The 15,611-nt window shown below is 73.0% G+C and carries 13 protein-coding genes; 7 read left to right on the plus strand and 6 right to left on the minus strand.

From position 1 onward, the window contains the following. Positions 1-189: 189 nt before the first annotated feature. The 6 genes from DT057_RS03225 to trmFO all read left to right on the plus strand — a co-directional run bounded on the left by DT057_RS03225 (position 190) and on the right by trmFO (position 8,875). Positions 190-1,038 carry a glycoside hydrolase family 25 protein gene (locus DT057_RS03225; RefSeq protein WP_128560683.1) on the plus strand — a complete coding sequence of 283 codons (849 nt, stop codon included), beginning with the start codon at positions 190-192 and terminating at the stop codon, positions 1,036-1,038. Between the two features lie 256 nt (positions 1,039-1,294). Then, positions 1,295-4,222 carry an excinuclease ABC subunit UvrA gene (uvrA, locus tag DT057_RS03230; RefSeq protein ID WP_128560684.1) on the plus strand — a complete coding sequence of 976 codons (2,928 nt, stop codon included), beginning with the start codon at positions 1,295-1,297 and terminating at the stop codon, positions 4,220-4,222. Positions 4,223-4,666: 444 nt separating this feature from the next. Further along, positions 4,667-5,653 (plus strand): transporter, encoded by a 987-nt coding sequence (locus tag DT057_RS03235; protein WP_128560685.1) that lies wholly within the window; start codon positions 4,667-4,669, stop codon positions 5,651-5,653. A 267-nt stretch (positions 5,654-5,920) separates the two neighbouring features. After that, entirely contained in the window at positions 5,921-6,892 is a 972-nt protein-coding gene (locus tag DT057_RS03240) for a S1C family serine protease (RefSeq protein WP_128560686.1), read from the plus strand. Positions 6,893-7,147: 255 nt separating this feature from the next. Then, positions 7,148-7,297, plus strand: coding sequence for a DUF1127 domain-containing protein (locus DT057_RS03245; protein WP_128560687.1), 150 nt, complete (start codon positions 7,148-7,150; stop codon positions 7,295-7,297). A gap of 126 nt (positions 7,298-7,423) precedes the next feature. Continuing rightward, positions 7,424-8,875, plus strand: a complete 1,452-nt coding sequence (gene trmFO, locus DT057_RS03250) for a methylenetetrahydrofolate--tRNA-(uracil(54)-C(5))-methyltransferase (FADH(2)-oxidizing) TrmFO (RefSeq protein WP_128560688.1) — start codon at positions 7,424-7,426, stop codon at positions 8,873-8,875. A 12-nt stretch (positions 8,876-8,887) separates the two neighbouring features. Here the strand turns inward: trmFO and DT057_RS03255 are convergent, their stop codons facing one another. The 5 genes from DT057_RS03255 to yajC all read right to left on the minus strand — a co-directional run bounded on the left by DT057_RS03255 (position 8,888) and on the right by yajC (position 13,319). Then, positions 8,888-9,751 (minus strand): phytoene/squalene synthase family protein, encoded by an 864-nt coding sequence (locus DT057_RS03255; protein WP_128560689.1) that lies wholly within the window; start codon positions 9,749-9,751, stop codon positions 8,888-8,890. Positions 9,752-9,797: 46 nt separating this feature from the next. Continuing rightward, positions 9,798-10,214: an Mth938-like domain-containing protein gene (locus DT057_RS03260; protein WP_128560690.1), complete on the minus strand. Its 417-nt coding sequence runs from the start codon at positions 10,212-10,214 to the stop codon at positions 9,798-9,800. Positions 10,215-10,231: 17 nt separating this feature from the next. Beyond that, the gene (secF, locus tag DT057_RS03265) at positions 10,232-11,173 is read right to left on the minus strand and encodes a protein translocase subunit SecF (RefSeq protein WP_128560691.1); all 942 of its coding nucleotides are present in this window, start codon (positions 11,171-11,173) and stop codon (positions 10,232-10,234) included. A 75-nt stretch (positions 11,174-11,248) separates the two neighbouring features. Further along, on the minus strand, positions 11,249-12,856 hold the full coding sequence (secD, locus tag DT057_RS03270) for a protein translocase subunit SecD (protein ID WP_128560692.1): 1,608 nt from the start codon (positions 12,854-12,856) through the stop codon (positions 11,249-11,251). Between the two features lie 127 nt (positions 12,857-12,983). Beyond that, on the minus strand, positions 12,984-13,319 hold the full coding sequence (gene yajC, locus DT057_RS03275) for a preprotein translocase subunit YajC (RefSeq protein ID WP_128560693.1): 336 nt from the start codon (positions 13,317-13,319) through the stop codon (positions 12,984-12,986). Positions 13,320-13,564: 245 nt separating this feature from the next. Between yajC and DT057_RS03280 the strand changes: the two genes are divergently transcribed. Beyond that, on the plus strand, positions 13,565-14,455 hold the full coding sequence (locus DT057_RS03280; protein ID WP_128560694.1) for an ATP-binding protein: 891 nt from the start codon (positions 13,565-13,567) through the stop codon (positions 14,453-14,455). A 146-nt stretch (positions 14,456-14,601) separates the two neighbouring features. On the opposite strand, the gene DT057_RS03285 is transcribed toward DT057_RS03280, so the two are convergent. Beyond that, the coding region (locus DT057_RS03285; RefSeq protein WP_162501304.1) for a M23 family metallopeptidase at positions 14,602-15,611 on the minus strand (1,010 nt) is incomplete at its 5' end.

Genomic DNA, 15,611 nt, shown 5'->3' on the forward strand with positions numbered 1-15,611 from the left:
CCGACAAAGATCAGCCGCGATCGAGGCTTATGCCTGATCGGGGCGGACGCTGCGACCGCCGTCCCGGGGGTTACGTGGCTTTCGGGACACGGTTTTCGGAATTCCGTTCGCACACCGTCAAGCTTCCATTAACCGGCCCCGACGCATCGATTAGCCATAGTGTTCCGCGTGAAATCAGGTCGGGCGTCGATGCCGCTGGAGTCGAAGATCCTCTCCGCCTTGTCGCTTCCGCTGGCCTGGACGAGGCGCCTGGCGGCCGGCGCGGCGCTGGCCGCCCTCGCGGCCTGCGCCGGCGGCCCCGACTTCTACCCGACCAAGGGCGACGTGAAGCCCCATCCGGGCGTCGCCAAGGCGAAGCTGCACCCGATCCAGGGCATCGACGTCTCGAAGTGGCAGGGACCGATCGACTGGGCCTCGGTGCGCAGCGCCGGCACCCAGTTCGCCTACATCAAGGCGACCGAGGGCGGCGACCACCTCGACGACCGCTTCCGCGAGAACTGGGACGGCGCGGGGCGGGCCGGCGTGCCGCGGGGCGCCTACCACTTCGTGTTCTGGTGCCGCTCGGCCCAGGACCAGATGGAGTGGTTCAAGCGCAACGTCCCCAACGACCCGACCGCCCTGCCCCCGGTCCTCGACGTCGAGTGGAACGGCCACTCCCAGACCTGCCCGAAGAAGCTGCCCAAGTCCCAGGCCCTCGCGATGACGCAGACCATGCTGCGCGAGATGGAGGCCTACACGGGCAAGCGGCCGATCATCTACACCGACATCACCTTCCACCGCGACGTGCTGGAGGGCGAGCTGCCCGACTATCCCCACTGGGTCCGCTCCACCGCGGCCGAGCCCGAGCAGCGCTTCGCCAACCGGGACTGGATGCTCTGGCAGTTCACCTCGACCGGCCGGGTGCCGGGCGTGCGCGGCGACGTCGACCGCAACGCCTTCTACGGCTCGCCGACCGAGTGGGCCTCGTTCCTGGCCACCGACTGCGACCCCCGCTACCACCGCCAGCTCTCGGCGGCGGGGCTCTGCACCGACAAGTAGGGCGGGGCGCCGCTGCCTCGGCCCGGGGCCCGTGCGGGCGCGGGTGCCCGCGCGGCCGCGCGGCAGGGCCGGGCCGCATTGCAGCCGCCGCGCGCCTGCGCCGCGCCCGGGCCGAGTTGTCCCTGTACGCATTTTGTTCTAGCACGCAGGGTGGACGGGGCCCTGGGGCCCCGGCTGATTCGGGCCGGGCCGCTTCGTCTCCGGCCCTCCTAACCCCCGGTCGCCCGTCTGGCCGGTCCGGTCCGGAGCCCCCTGCATGGCCCCTCTCGACACGATGTTCGACCGCGCGGCGGACCGCCGCGTGATCGCGGTGCGCGGCGCCCGCGAGCACAACCTGAAGAACGTCGACCTCGTGATCCCGCGCGACAAGCTGGTGGTCTTCACCGGGCTGTCGGGCTCGGGCAAGTCCTCGCTCGCCTTCGACACCATCTACGCCGAGGGGCAGCGCCGCTACGTCGAGTCGCTCTCGGCCTACGCCCGCCAGTTCCTCGAGATGATGTCGAAGCCCGACGTCGACCAGATCGACGGGCTCTCGCCGGCGATCTCCATCGAGCAGAAGACCACCTCGAAGAACCCGCGCTCCACGGTCGGCACCGTCACGGAGATCTACGACTACATGCGCCTGCTCTGGGCGCGGGTCGGCATCCCGTACTCGCCGGCGACGGGCCTGCCGATCGAGAGCCAGACCGTGAGCCAGATGGTCGACCGGGTGCTGGCGCTGCCGGAGAAGACCCGGCTCTACCTGCTGGCGCCCGTGGTGCGCGGGCGCAAGGGCGAGTACCGCAAGGAGATCGCCGAGTACCAGAAGAAGGGCTTCCAGCGGCTGCGCATCGACGGCGAGTACTACGCCATCGACGACGCGCCCAGGCTCGACAAGAAGCTCAAGCACGACATCGACGTCGTGGTCGACCGCATCGTGGTCCGGGCCGACCTCGCCTCGCGCCTGGCCGATTCGTTCGAGACGGCGCTGGAGCTCGCCGACGGCATCGCGCTCGTCGCCTTCGCGGACGCGCCCGAGGCCGGCGCGGCCCCGGAGCCGATCGTGTTCTCGTCGCGCTTCGCCTGCCCGGTCTCGGGCTTCACGATCCCGGAGATCGAGCCGCGGCTGTTCTCCTTCAACAACCCCTTCGGCGCCTGCCCGACCTGCGGCGGCATCGGCCACGAGATGCGCATCGACCCGGCGCTGGTGATCGCCGACGAGACGTTCAGCCTCGCGCGCGGCGTCATCGCGCCCTGGGCCAAGTCGAGCTCGCCCTATTACGGCCAGACCCTCGACGCCCTCGCCCGCCACTACCGCTTCAAGACCGACCTGCCGTGGAGCCGGCTCACCGAGGCGGCCCGCCAGGTGGTGCTCTACGGCTCCGGCGGCGACGCGGTGCGCTTCGCCTACAACGACGGCCTGCGCGCCTACGAGGTGGTGAAGCCCTTCGAGGGCGTGATCCCGAACCTGGAGCGGCGCTACAAGGAGACGGAGAGCGACGCGGCCCGCGAGGACATCTCCCGCTTCATGGCCGAGACGCCCTGCTCGGCCTGCGGCGGCAAGCGCCTCAAGCCCGAGGCGCTGGCGGTGAAGATCGCGGGCTCCGACATCGGCGACGCCACCGTGCTGTCGGTGCGGGACGCCCACGGCTGGTTCGGCGCGCTGCCGGGCCGCCTCACCCCGAAGCAGAACGAGATCGCGGCCCGCATCCTGAAGGAGATCCGCGACCGGCTCACCTTCCTGGTCGATGTCGGCCTCGAGTACCTCACGCTCGCCCGCGGCTCCGGCTCGCTCTCGGGCGGCGAGAGCCAGCGCATCCGCCTCGCCTCCCAGATCGGCTCGGGGCTGACGGGCGTGCTCTACGTCCTCGACGAACCCTCCATCGGCCTGCACCAGCGCGACAACGAGCGCCTGCTCGGCACCCTCAAGCGCCTGCGCGACCTCGGCAACTCGGTGATCGTGGTCGAGCACGACGAGGACGCGATCCTCCAGGCCGACTACGTGGTCGACGTCGGGCCCGGGGCGGGCATCCACGGCGGCGAGATCGTCGCCCAGGGAACGCCCGCCGAGCTCCTGGCGGACCCCGCCTCCCTCACCGCCAAGTACCTCACCGGCGCCCTCTCGGTGCGCATGCCCGCGAGCCGGCGCAAGGCCAAGCGGGGCCAGGTCCTGCGCCTCGTCGGGGCGCGCGGCAACAACCTGAAGGACGTGACCGCGGAGATCCCCCTCGGCACCTTCACGTGCATCACCGGGGTCTCGGGCGGCGGCAAGTCGACCCTCGTGATCGACACGCTCTACAAGGCGGTCGCCCGCAAGCTCAACGGCGCCCTGGAGCACCCCGCCCCCTACGACCGGATCGACGGGATGGAGCACCTCGACAAGGTCATCGACATCGACCAGTCGCCCATCGGCCGCACGCCGCGCTCGAACCCCGCCACCTATATCGGGGCCTTCACGCCGATCCGCGACTGGTTCGCCGGCCTGCCCGAGGCCAAGGCCCGCGGCTACCAGCCCGGGCGCTTCTCGTTCAACGTCAAGGGCGGGCGCTGCGAGGCCTGCTCGGGCGACGGCATGATCAAGATCGAGATGCACTTCCTGCCGGATGTCTACGTCACCTGCGACGTCTGCAAGGGCAAGCGCTACGACCGCGAGACCCTGGAGGTGAAGTACCGCGAGCACTCGATCGCCGACGTGCTCGACATGACGGTCGAGGAGGCGGCCGACCTGTTCAAGGCGGTGCCGTCGATCCGCGAGAAGATGGAGACCCTGGCGCGGGTCGGCCTCGACTACGTCCACGTGGGCCAGCAGGCCACCACGCTCTCGGGCGGCGAGGCCCAGCGGGTCAAGCTGTCGAAGGAGCTCTCCAAGCGGGCGACCGGCCGCACGCTCTACATCCTGGACGAGCCGACCACCGGCCTGCACTTCCACGACGTCGCCAAGCTGATGGAGGTGCTCCACGAGCTGGTCGAGCAGGGCAACAGCGTGGTGGTAATCGAGCACAACCTCGAGGTCATCAAGACCGCCGACTGGGTGATCGACATGGGGCCGGAGGGCGGCGACGGCGGCGGCCGCATCGTGGCGCAGGGCACGCCCGAGGCGATCGCGCGCGCCAAGGGGAGCCACACCGGGCGCTTCCTGCGCGAGGTGCTGGCCCGGCGCCCCGCCGCCCAGGGCGGGCGGGCGCGCAAGCAGGCGGCCGAGTAGCGGTCCGGCCCCCGGGCGGCCGCGGCCCGGCGTCCGGACGCCCCGTCCCGGGGCCGGCGGGCCGCCCNATTCACCGTGCCGCCCCGCGGCCGGTCGGGAGAATCGCCCGAAAACGTCCGCGAAGGCACGCGCGGTCCGCCCAATAGCCGCGGGTGCATTGCACAAAGTCGCTCATTCGCACCAGTTCGCGTCCCGCCCCGCCAGTAGAACCGGCCCCGCCTCCGGCGAAAATGCGGCCTTTCAGCAACAGCTGTGACGGATCTGCCTCCGATGCAGGCAGAGCGCTGGTATTTCGAGCGTGGCTGTACAACACTTCCCGGTGTTCAGACTGTGCTGAGGCCGGCAGGCGGCGCGAATCATCCTCGGTGAATGCCCGCACTCATGACGGGCGAGGCCGAGGACGGGAGCCGAGCGCCGGCCCGACGGCGGTGGGAAGGAAATCTTATGGTCAAGCACTGGCTCGCCGCGGGGGCGGCGGCTCTCTCCTTGGGCGTCACGGCGACCGCTTCGTACGCGCAGACCACGACCGTGCCCGGCGAGCAGGTCGGCCTCGCGGTCGGCGCGCCGCTGCCGGAGGGCGTCTACGCGATCGACACCTTCAGCTGGCGCCGGGCCGACGGGCCGAACTCGCCGAACGTCGGCGTCAACATCCCGGTCCTGGTCTGGTCGACGCCCTGGAAGGTCTTCGACTCGCGCATCGAGCTCGTGACCGCGGCCCCGACGCTGTTCGTGGGCACCCGCAACCCGGCGCCGATCCCCAACCGGGACATCAGCTGGAACGTCGGCACCTTCGTGGGCAGCATCTTCGCCTGGGACCTCGGCAACAACGTCGGCTTCAGCTACCTGTTCGGCGCCTACCTCAACGACCTCAACGGCGACCGCGGCTCCCTCGTCGGCGCCGGCGGCGGTCCCTTCGTGCTGCCCCAGCTCGCCTCGACCACCTACCGCCAGGGCTTCGCCCTCAGCTACACCGGCGACGGCTGGAACCTGACCGCGAACCTGACCCACAACTTCTACCTGGACCCGGTCGGCCGCTTCAATGGGCCGGTGGGCAGCGCGATCGGGTCGGTGTTCATCGCCGACGGCCTCAACCTCGACCTGACCGCGACGAAGAAGTTCGGGAAGTTCGAGATCGGCGCCATCGGGTACGGCACCGTCGACCTGCCGGCGAGCACGCGCGACCTCCTGCGCACCGTGAACGGCCCCGCCTACACCAAGGGCGGCCGGTTCGCGGTCGGCGGCCTCCTCGGCTACGATTTCGGGCCCTTCACGGCGCAGGTCTACGTCGCCCGCGACGTCGCCACCACGGCCCTCGACGCGAACGGCCGCAAGAACTACCAGACCGACGGCTGGTTCCGGCTCGTCGCGCCGCTCTACACCGTCGCGGCGGCGGCCCCGCCGCCCTCGGCCCCCATCATCCGCAAGTACTGAGCTCCGGCGCGGACCGGCCCCGGACCCCGCGCCCGGGGCCCGTCCGCGGGCCGGCGCGACCGACACGACGACGCCCGGCCCCGCGGCCGGGCGTTCTCGTCGTGCGCGATCGGGGCCGCGGGCGCCCGCCGCCGGGACGATCCCGCGATAAGCGCCCGGGGACCGGGTGTCGGCGCCGGCCGCGCGACCTATAACGAACGGGCAATCCGGGTCGGTTCGCGCGGCGAGGCGCCCCGGCGGATCAACCGCGCAGCAGGGAGACCCGGGATGGCCTCGCTCGGAGACTGGAAGATCCCCTCGACCGTCCAGCCCCGGCCCGGCGCCTACGCGTACGACCTCGACCGCGCGCTGACGTCCGTCGTCTCGCTCTCGGCCCGGGTGCCGGAGAGCGCCTTCACGGCCGAGACCCTGGGGCTCGAGCGGGCCGGCAACGGCGTCACGATCGGCAGCGACGGGCTCGTCCTGACCATCGGCTACCTGATCACCGAGGCCGAGAGCGTCTGGCTCACCGCCCATGACGGCCGCACCGTGCCGGGCCACGTCGTCGGCTTCGACGCCGCCACCGGCTTCGGGCTGGTCCAGGCCCTCGGCCGGCTCGACCTGCCCGCCCTGGCCCTCGGCGATTCCGCCGCCCTGCGGGTCGGGGACGCCGTGGTGGTGGCGGGCGCCGGCGGGCGCCACCGCTCCATCGCCGCCGAGGTCGTGGCCCGCCAGGAATTCGCGGGCTACTGGGAGTACGTGCTCGACGACGCGCTCTTCACCGCGCCCTCGCACCCGCACTGGGGCGGCACCGCCCTGATCGGCCCGGCCGGCGACCTCCTCGGCATCGGCTCCCTGCAGCTCCAGCAGAGCGGCCGGGACAACAAGACCATCAACATGGTGGTGCCGATCGACCTCCTGAAGCCGATCCTGCCCGACCTCACCACCCTCGGCCGCGCCGACCGCCCGCCCCGGCCCTGGCTCGGGCTCTACGCCACCGAGATGGACGATCAGGTCGTGGTCATGGGCCTGGCCTCCCGCGGCCCCGCCGAGGCGGCGGACCTGCGGGCGGGCGACATCGTCATGGCGGTCGGCCGCACCGAGGTGAGCGATCTCGGGAGCTTCTTCCGCGCCGTCTGGGCCCTCGGGCCGGCGGGCGTGAGCGTGCCGCTGACCATCCACCGCGACGGCCGCACCCTGAGCGTCGCCGTCGCCTCGGCCGACCGCGCCCGCTTCCTGGTCGCGCCCCGGCTGCACTGAGCCGGCGCTTCGCACCTGCAGCATAATGCCGGACCGGACCCGCGCGGGCCGGATCCCGCGCCGGAATGCTGCCGAATCCGCGGGCAGCGCACTTCGTTGACGAATCCCTGCGCGATGCATGAGATGTGCGCATAGCTGGCTTACGAACTGACCGCTCCCGTGAGCGGAGCGGGACACCATATGGTGCGTTGCAACAGAAGCGGGCGCCGCTGCCGAAATCCTCGGCACTGACTGCCCGCCAAGAGGTCAAGTCCCATGTTCGTGTCCCTGCTCCTGAGCAAGCTCCGCGCCTATCTCCGCTACCGCGAGACCGTCCACGAGCTGTCGCGCCTGTCCGACCGCGAGCTCGACGATCTCGGCATCAGCCGCTACGAGATCCCGGGCGTCGCCCGCGGCGTGGCCTGAGGCCGTATCGCTGACCGGGCCGCTCCACCGCGGCCCCGCTTCCCCCGCGCGCCCGCCCGTCCGGCGGGCGTTCGCGTTCCCGCCGACCCGGTTGCATCCGCTCCGGGCGATCCGGTATGCCGGGGCATGTCCGGATCAGACCCCATCCACGTCGTCGGCGGCGGCCTCGCCGGCTCCGAGGCCGCCTGGCAGATCGCGCAGGCGGGCCTGCCCGTGGTTCTGCACGAGATGCGGCCCCTGCGCGGCACCGAGGCCCATCGCACCGACGGCCTGGCCGAGCTCGTCTGCTCGAACTCCTTCCGCTCCGACGATGCCGACCTGAACGCCGTCGGCCTGCTGCACCAGGAGATGCGGCGCCTCGGCTCGCTGATCATGCGCGCGGGCGACGCCCACCAGGTGCCCGCCGGCGGCGCGCTGGCGGTCGACCGGGACGGCTTCAGCCGGGCCGTGACGGCGGCCCTCGAGGCCCATCCGGGCGTCACCCTCGTGCGCCAGGAGATCGACGGCCTGCCGCCGGCCTCCTGGGACAGCGTGATCGTGGCGACCGGCCCCCTCACCGCGCCGGGCCTGGCGGAGGGCATCCGCGGCCTCACCGGCGCCGAGTCCCTCGCGTTCTTCGACGCGATCGCGCCGATCGTTCACCGCGACTCCATCGACATGGGGACGGCCTGGTTCCAGTCCCGCTACGACAAGGTGGGCCCGGGCGGCACCGGGGCCGACTACATCAACTGCCCTCTCGACCGGGAGCGCTACGCCGCCTTCGTGGCGGCCCTGGTCGCGGGCGACAAGACCTCCTTCAAGGAGTGGGAGGCCTCCACGCCGTACTTCGACGGCTGCCTGCCGATCGAGGTGATGGCCGAGCGCGGCCCCGAGACCCTGCGGCACGGGCCCATGAAGCCCTTCGGCCTCACCAACCCGCACGACCCGACCGTCAAGGCCTACGCGGTGGTGCAGCTGCGCCAGGACAACGCCCTCGGCACGCTCTACAACATGGTGGGGTTCCAGACGAAGCTGCGGCACGCCGAGCAGGTGCGGATCTTCCGCACGATCCCGGGGCTGGAGCGGGCCGAGTTCGCCCGCCTCGGGGGGCTCCACCGCAACACCTACCTCGACTCGCCCCGCCTCCTCGACGCCACCCTGCGCCTGCGGGCCGCGCCGCGCCTGCGCTTCGCCGGCCAGATCACGGGCTGCGAGGGCTACGTCGAGAGCGCCGCCATCGGCCTCATGGCCGGCCGCTTCGCGGCCGCCGAGCGCCAGGGCCGGGCGCTCGCCCCGCTGCCGGCCACGACGGCCCTCGGCGCGCTCATCGCCCACATCACCGGCGGCCACATCTCGGACGACGCCCCGGCCGAGGAGGCGGGCGCGGCCCCCGCGGCGGGCGTGCCGCGCTCGTTCCAGCCGATGAACGTGAATTTCGGGCTGTTCCCGCCCCTCGCCCAGGCCCCCAGGGCGCCGGACGGCCGGCGCCTGCGCGGGCCCGAGAAGGCCCAGGCCCGCAAGCGCGCGCTCACCGAGCGGGCGCGCTCGGCCCTCGGCGCCTGGCTCGGCGAGCCCGGGCTGCCGGCCGCCGCCGAGTAGCGGGCCGGGGGATCACGCGGGGCGCCGCGCCGCCCGCCACAGCCGCCACAGGATGCGCCAGCGCGGGATCTCGACCACGCTCCGCAGGGGGTCGTAGCCCGGCCGCTCCATCGCCCGCAGGTAGCCCTCGACCAGGGCCGCCGGCAGGTAGGCCGGCGCGGCGGCGGGCGAGAGGGTGGCCCGGTCCCGGGCGCAGGAGGCGAGGTGGCGGCGGGCGAGCGCCCGGACGTCCGCGCAGGCGCCGGCGAGGCCGGGGCCGCCGCGTCCCGCGACGATGTCGTCGCGGGTGACGCCGTGGGCCGCCAGGATGTCGGCCGGGAGGTAGACCTGGCCGCGGCGCGCGTGCCAGGGCAGCGCCCGCAGGAGCCCCGTCAGCGCGTAGGCGACGCCGGCGTGGCCGGCCAGCGCCGCGCCGCCGGGCTCGCGGCCCTCCGCCAGGATCAGGCCGCCGAGGCGGATCAGGCTCGAGGCGGTCTCGCCGCAATAGCCCTCGAGGTCGCCGGTCGACGGCATGGGGTCGTCGTAGAGGTCGAACACCCGGGCGTCGACGAGGTCGACCAGGGGCTGGCGCGGCAGGCGGGCGCGCACCAGGGTGTCGTCGAGGGCCGCCGCCACCGGGTGGGCGCGCACGTCGCCCCGGGCCTCGCCCTGGAGCGCGTCGCGCCACCATTGCAGCCGGACCTCGCCGGGGAGCGGGCTCGAGACCGCGTCGCGCACCCGCGCCACCTCCAGGCTGAAGGCCGCGAGCGCCTGGAGGTGCGGGCGGTGGGCCGCCGGCGCGTAGAGCGAGGCGAAGTAGCGGTCCGGGTCGCCCTCGCGCACCAGGGCCTCGCAATGGGCGTAGGCCCAGTCGAGGCTGCGGCCCGCGGGGGGCACGGCCGGCGGGCCGCCGGGGGGCGCGTCCTGGCTCAAAGCGGCGCCCTCACGGCACCGCGATCAGCGCCGCCGCGACCTTGCGGTTCTCCGCCGCCAGGATGTTGTAGGTGCGCGCGGCCGCCCCCGTCTGCATCACGTCGAGGCCGATGCCGGCCGCCCTGAGGCGCTGGCGCAGGGCGTCGGGCAGGAACACGATCTCGGCGCCGGTGCCGATGAGGAGCAGCGTCACGCCGCCCGCCTCGGCCAGCACGGGCGCGAGGCTCGCCGCGTCGATCGCGCGGGGATCCGCGACGTCCCAGGCCCGGATGCCGGAGGGCAGGGCCAGGATCGAGCCCCGGTGCGACATCTCGGCGAAGCGGAAGCCGCCGGCCCCGTAGGCGTCGATCGGGTGGCGGCCGGGGACGAAGCCGTCGTGGGCGCGTCCGCCCGCCGCCGGGCGATCCTGGGTGCGATCCTGGTCCATGCGGTCCGGTGCGGTCCTCACTCGGCCGCCTGGGGCAGGGAGGCCGCCTCGCGGCTCTGCGCGCGGCTGCCGGCCTGGAGGCCGATGTAGATCAGGAACGGGGTCGAGATGAAGATCGCCGAGTAGGTGCAGATCACGACGCCGATCAGCATCACCACGGAGAACCCCTTGATCGCCTCGCCGCCGAACAGCACCAGCGCCACCAGGGACAGGCCCGTGGAGGTCGCGGTCATCACGGTGCGCGACATGGTGGAGTTGATCGACAGGTTGAGGAGCTGCTCCGTCGGCATGGCCTTGTAGCGCCGCATCAGCTCCCGGGTGCGGTCGAACACCACCACGGTCTCGTTCAGCGAGTAGCCGACGATGGTCAGGATGGCGGCGATCGAGGTCATGTTGAACTCGATGCGCGAGATCACGAACACGCCGACCGTGAGCACGATGTCGTGCAGGGTGCCGACGATGGCGCCGAGCGCCAGCTCGCGCTCGAACCGGAACCACAGGTAGAGCAGGACCGCGATCACCGACAGGACGACGCCGATCGTGCCCGACTGCACGAGCTCGCCCGAGACGCGGGGCCCCACCGTCTCGACGCGGTCGAAGGTGTAGTCCCTGTCGAAGGCGTCGTGGGCCTTCTGCATCACCAGGGTCTGGCCCGATTCGCCGCCGCCCTGGAGCGGGAAGCGGACCGAGATCGAGCCCTGCCCGAATTCCTGCACCTCCGTCTCGCCGAAGCCGAAGCCGTTGGCGGTGTGGCGCACGGCCGCGACGTCCGACTGGCCGGCCTTCGGGCGCAGCTCGATCAGGGTGCCGCCCTTGAAGTCGATGCCGAAGTTCAGCCCGATCTGGAGGAACAGCAGCACGGTGGCGATCGACATCAGCGCCGAGAACGGGAAGCTGAGGCGCCGCAGGCGCATGAAGTCGAAGTGGGATTCGTCGGGCCAGAGGCGGAGGAGGCGCATCGTCGGTCTCGATTGTCCTTGAGCCCGGCCGCGGCGGCCGGGTGGGCGCCGCCCGGTGGCGGCGCGGGCGGCGTCTCAGATCGGCAGCACCTTCGGGCGGAAGCGCTGGTACCAGACCGCGATCATCATCCGGGTCAGGGTCACGGCGGTGATGACCGTGGTCATGATGCCGAGGATGAACACCACCGCGAAGCCGCGCACCGGGCCCGAGCCGAGGAAGAACAGGATGACGGCGGCGATCGCCATGGTGGAGTTCGAGTCCACGATGGTGGCGAAGGCGCGGTCGAAGCCGGCCTGCAGCGCCGAGGGGATCGAGCGGCCCGCCCGCACCTCCTCGCGCACGCGCTCGTAGATCAGCACGTTCGAGTCGACCGCCGTGCCGATGGTGAGCACGATGCCGGCGATGCCCGGCAGCGTCATGGTCGCCTCGAGCACCGACATGAGGCCGAGGATCAGGCCCACGTGGACGAGGAGCGCGATGTTGGCGAAGAGGCCGAACACCCCGTAGGTCGCGAACATCAGGACGACCACCAGGACCGTCGCCACGATGGTGGCGTGCTTGCCGGCCTCGATCGAGTCGCGCCCGAGGCCCGGGCCCACGGTGCGGCGCTCGACGATGTTGAGCTTGGCCGGCAGCGCGCCCGCCCGCAGGAGCACCGAGAGGTCGTTGGCCTGCTGGACCGTGAAGCGGCCGGAGATCTGGCCCTGCCCGCCGGTGATCGGCTGGAGGATGCGGGGGGCCGACACCACCTCGTTGTCGAGCACGATCGCCATGGCGCGGCCGACGTTCTCGCTCGTCGCCTGGCCGAAGCGCTGGGCGCCGCGCAGGTTGAACTTGAAGTTGACGATGGGCTCGTTCGACTTCGAGTCGAAGCCCGGCTGGGCGTCGGTGAGGTCGGCGCCGTCCGCCATCACCCGGCGCTCCACCGGCACCTTCTGGCCGTTCACGTCCTTGGAGGGCAGCATGTCGACGTCGCCGGCCGGGCTGTCGGAGAGCATCCGGAACTCGAGCTTGGCCGTCTTGCCGAGCTGCTCCTCGAGCCGCTGCGGGTCCTGGAGGCCCGGGACCTGCACCAGGATGCGGTCGGCGCCCTGCTGCTGGATCGACGGCTCGGTGGTGCCGCCGAGGTCGACGCGCCGCCGCACCACCTCGATCGCCTGGGTCACGGCCCGGCGCACCCGGGCGGTGACGCCGGACTCGGTGAAGCCGAGCTGGATCAGGCCGCTCGGCTCCTCGCGCACGTCGAGGGTGCGCGCGCCGGTCTGGCCGAGGGTGGCGTCGGTGATCGGCTGCGACAGGGCCTGGAGCTTGGGCAGCGCCTTGGCGCGGTTCGCCGCGTCGGCGATGCGCAGCTGCACGCCCCGCGGGGTGAGCTGGATGCCGCCGTCGGCCTGCACCCCGGCCTCGCGCAGGGCCTGGCGCACGTCGTCGCGCAGCCCCTGCGCCATGGTGCGGGTGAGGTCGTTGCGGTCGACCTCGAGCACGATGTGCGAGCCGCCCTGAAGGTCGAGGCCGAGCACGATGGCCCGGGTCGGCACGATCCAGGCCGGCACCCAGGACGGCAGCGCGGCCGTGAAGGCCCTGCGCTGGTCGGCCGAGAAGAAGCTCGGCACCGCGAGCATCAGGCCGATCAGGATCACGCCGAGCGTCGCGACGATCTTCGTGGTGGAGAAACGGAGCATCCGCGGGTCCTAACCGTCCTGTCTCGGCGGCGCTTGGCTGCCTGGCCTCTCGGCCGCCCCGGCCGGCCCTCGGGCCCGGCGCGGCGGCGGCGTGGCGGCCCGGACGCGGGCCCGGGCCACGCCCGTCTCAGGCGGCCTTGACGGGCTCGCCCTTCGCCCGGACCTCGGCGATCATCGTGCGCACGACCTTCACCTGCACGTTCGGGGCGATCTCGACGTCGATCTCGCTCGCGGCGTCGGTCACCTTGGCGACCCGGCCGACGATGCCGCCCGTGGTCACCACCGTGTCGCCGCGGCGCACGTTCTTGACCATGTCCTGGTGCTCCCTGGCCCGCCGCTGCTGCGGGCGCAGGATCAGGAAGTACATGATCACGAAGATGAGGACGAATGGGACCACCTGCAAGATGATGTCGGTGCCACCGGCGGCGGCGCCAGCTCCCTGCGCGAAGGCGGGCGTGATCACTCTCAAGGTCTCCCGAGCAAGACGAAAACCGGCCGCGCGGGAATCCGGCAGCCTGCAAAAGCGCCGGGACTATAGCGGCGGGCGACCCGAAAGCAACGCCGGCCGCGCGCCGGCGAGCCGCCGCCCCGCCGCCGGGAGGCCGACGGGTTCCCGGCCGGGGACCTTGGGATTAAGAGGACGCCCGCGAACGTCGGCGCGATCCCGCCGGCTCCGGCCTCCCCACTCGTTCGAATGAGTCGCGCCGCATGACGGACCAGTCTCCGAGCCCCGCCGACCCCGCCGTCGCGGCCCTGATGCCCGTGCTGCTGCGGATCGCCGCGGCCCTCGAGCGGGCGGCGCCCGGGGGGGCGCGCCCGCCGGACTTCGCCGCCGCCGACGCCTTCGTGTGGCTCGCCGAGCGCCGGCTCCAGCCGGTGCCGCGGGTCAACCGCGTCGAGATCGGGCTCCTGCGCGGCATCGACCGGATGCGCGACATCCTGTTCGACAACACCGAGCGCTTCGCCCGCGGCCTGCCGGCCAACAACGCGCTCCTGTGGGGCGCCCGCGGCATGGGCAAGTCGTCCCTCGTCAAGGCGGTGCACGCCGAGATCAACGCCCGGCGCGGGGCCGAGCCGCCGCTCAAGCTGATCGAGATCCACCGGGAGGACATCGAGGGGCTGCCCGAGCTGATGGGCGCCGTGCGCCCCGACCCGCACCGCTTCGTGGTCTTCTGCGACGACCTGTCCTTCGACGCGCAGGACACCTCGTACAAGTCCCTGAAGGCGGCGCTCGACGGCGGCATCGAGGGCCGGCCCGACAACGTGCTGTTCTACGCCACCTCGAACCGCCGCCACCTCCTCGCCCGCGAGATGGTCGAGAACGAGCGCTCGACGGCGATCAACCCGGGCGAGGCGGTGGAGGAGAAGGTCTCCCTCTCCGACCGCTTCGGGCTCTGGCTCGGCTTCCACAAGTGCAGCCAGGACGAGTACCTGGCGATGATCGACGCCTACGCGGAGCGCTACGGCCTGGCGCTCGAGGCCGGGCGCCTGCGGGCCGAGGCGCTCGAATGGGCGACGACCCGGGGCGCGCGCTCCGGCCGCACCGCCTACCAGTTCATCCAGGACCTCGCCGGGCGCCTGGGCCGGCGCCTGGACTGAGACCCCCGGGCGCGGGGAGCCGCGCCGCGGCCCCCGGGCGGGCCCCCGCGCCGGGCGGTCCGGAACGGCCGAGAGCCTCCCTCCGGCGGGAGGGAGGCTCTCGGCTCGGCCCGCGCCCCGGCCGGGGCGCGGGGGACGCGGGTTCCTCAGTTGCTCGCGAGGTGCGGCATCGGGTCGACCGGGGTCGCGCCCTTGCGGATCTCGAAGTGGATCTGCGGCGAGGTGACGTTGCCGGAGGCGCCCGACTTCGCGATGGTCTGGCCGCGCTTGACCTTCTCGCCCGGCCGCACGTCGATCTCGCCGTTATGGGCGTAGGCCGAGACGTAGCCGTTGGCGTGGCGCACCAGCACCAGCTTGCCGTAGCCCTTCACGTCGCTGCCCGCGTACGCGACCGTGCCCTCCTCGGCGGCCTTGACGGGCGTGCCCTCCGGGACCGCGATGTTGATGCCCTCGTTGCCGCTCGAGCCGTAGCCGGCGATGACCCGGCCGCGGGCCGGCCAGCGGAACGACGATTGCGGGTCCACCGCGGGGGCGGGCGCCGCGGGGGCGATCGCCGGGGCCGGGGCCGGCTCGGCCGGCTTCTCCGGCAGCGCCGCGAGCTTCACGGGCCTGGCCGGCTCGGGCCTCGGCTCGACCTTGGCGACGGGCTTCGGCGCCTCGACCACCCGCCTGGGCTCGGGCTTGGGCTCGGGCTTCGCCTCGGGCTTCGGTTCAGCCTTGGCGACGGGCTTCGGCTCGGCCCGGGGCACCGGCTTGGGCTCCGGCCTGGGCTCCGGCCTCGCCGCCGGCTTCTGGACCTCCGCGACCTTCTTCGGCTCGGGCTTCGCCGCGGCCTTCTCGACCGGGTGCGCCCGCGCGGGCTCGGCCTTGGCGGCGGCTCTCGGCGCCTCCTTGGGCTCCGGCCTGTGCGCGGCCGCGAGCTTCTTCGGCTCGGGCTTGGGCTCGGGCCTGGGCTCGGGCTTCGGCTCGGCCCTGGCGACGGGCCTCGGCGCCTCCCTGGGCTCGGGCTGGCGCGGGTTGAGCTTGGCGGCGCGCTCGGCGGCGGCCGGCTTGACGGGCTTCGCCTCGGCCTGGCCCGGGCGCGGGTGCGCCCTGGGCTCGGGCTCCGGCTCGCGGCGCGCGGGAGCCGCCTCGGCGACCCGGCGGGGCGGCGCCT

It is taken from the genome of Methylobacterium crusticola, assembly GCF_003574465.1.
In the GTDB taxonomy this organism is placed as follows: domain Bacteria; phylum Pseudomonadota; class Alphaproteobacteria; order Rhizobiales; family Beijerinckiaceae; genus Methylobacterium; species Methylobacterium crusticola.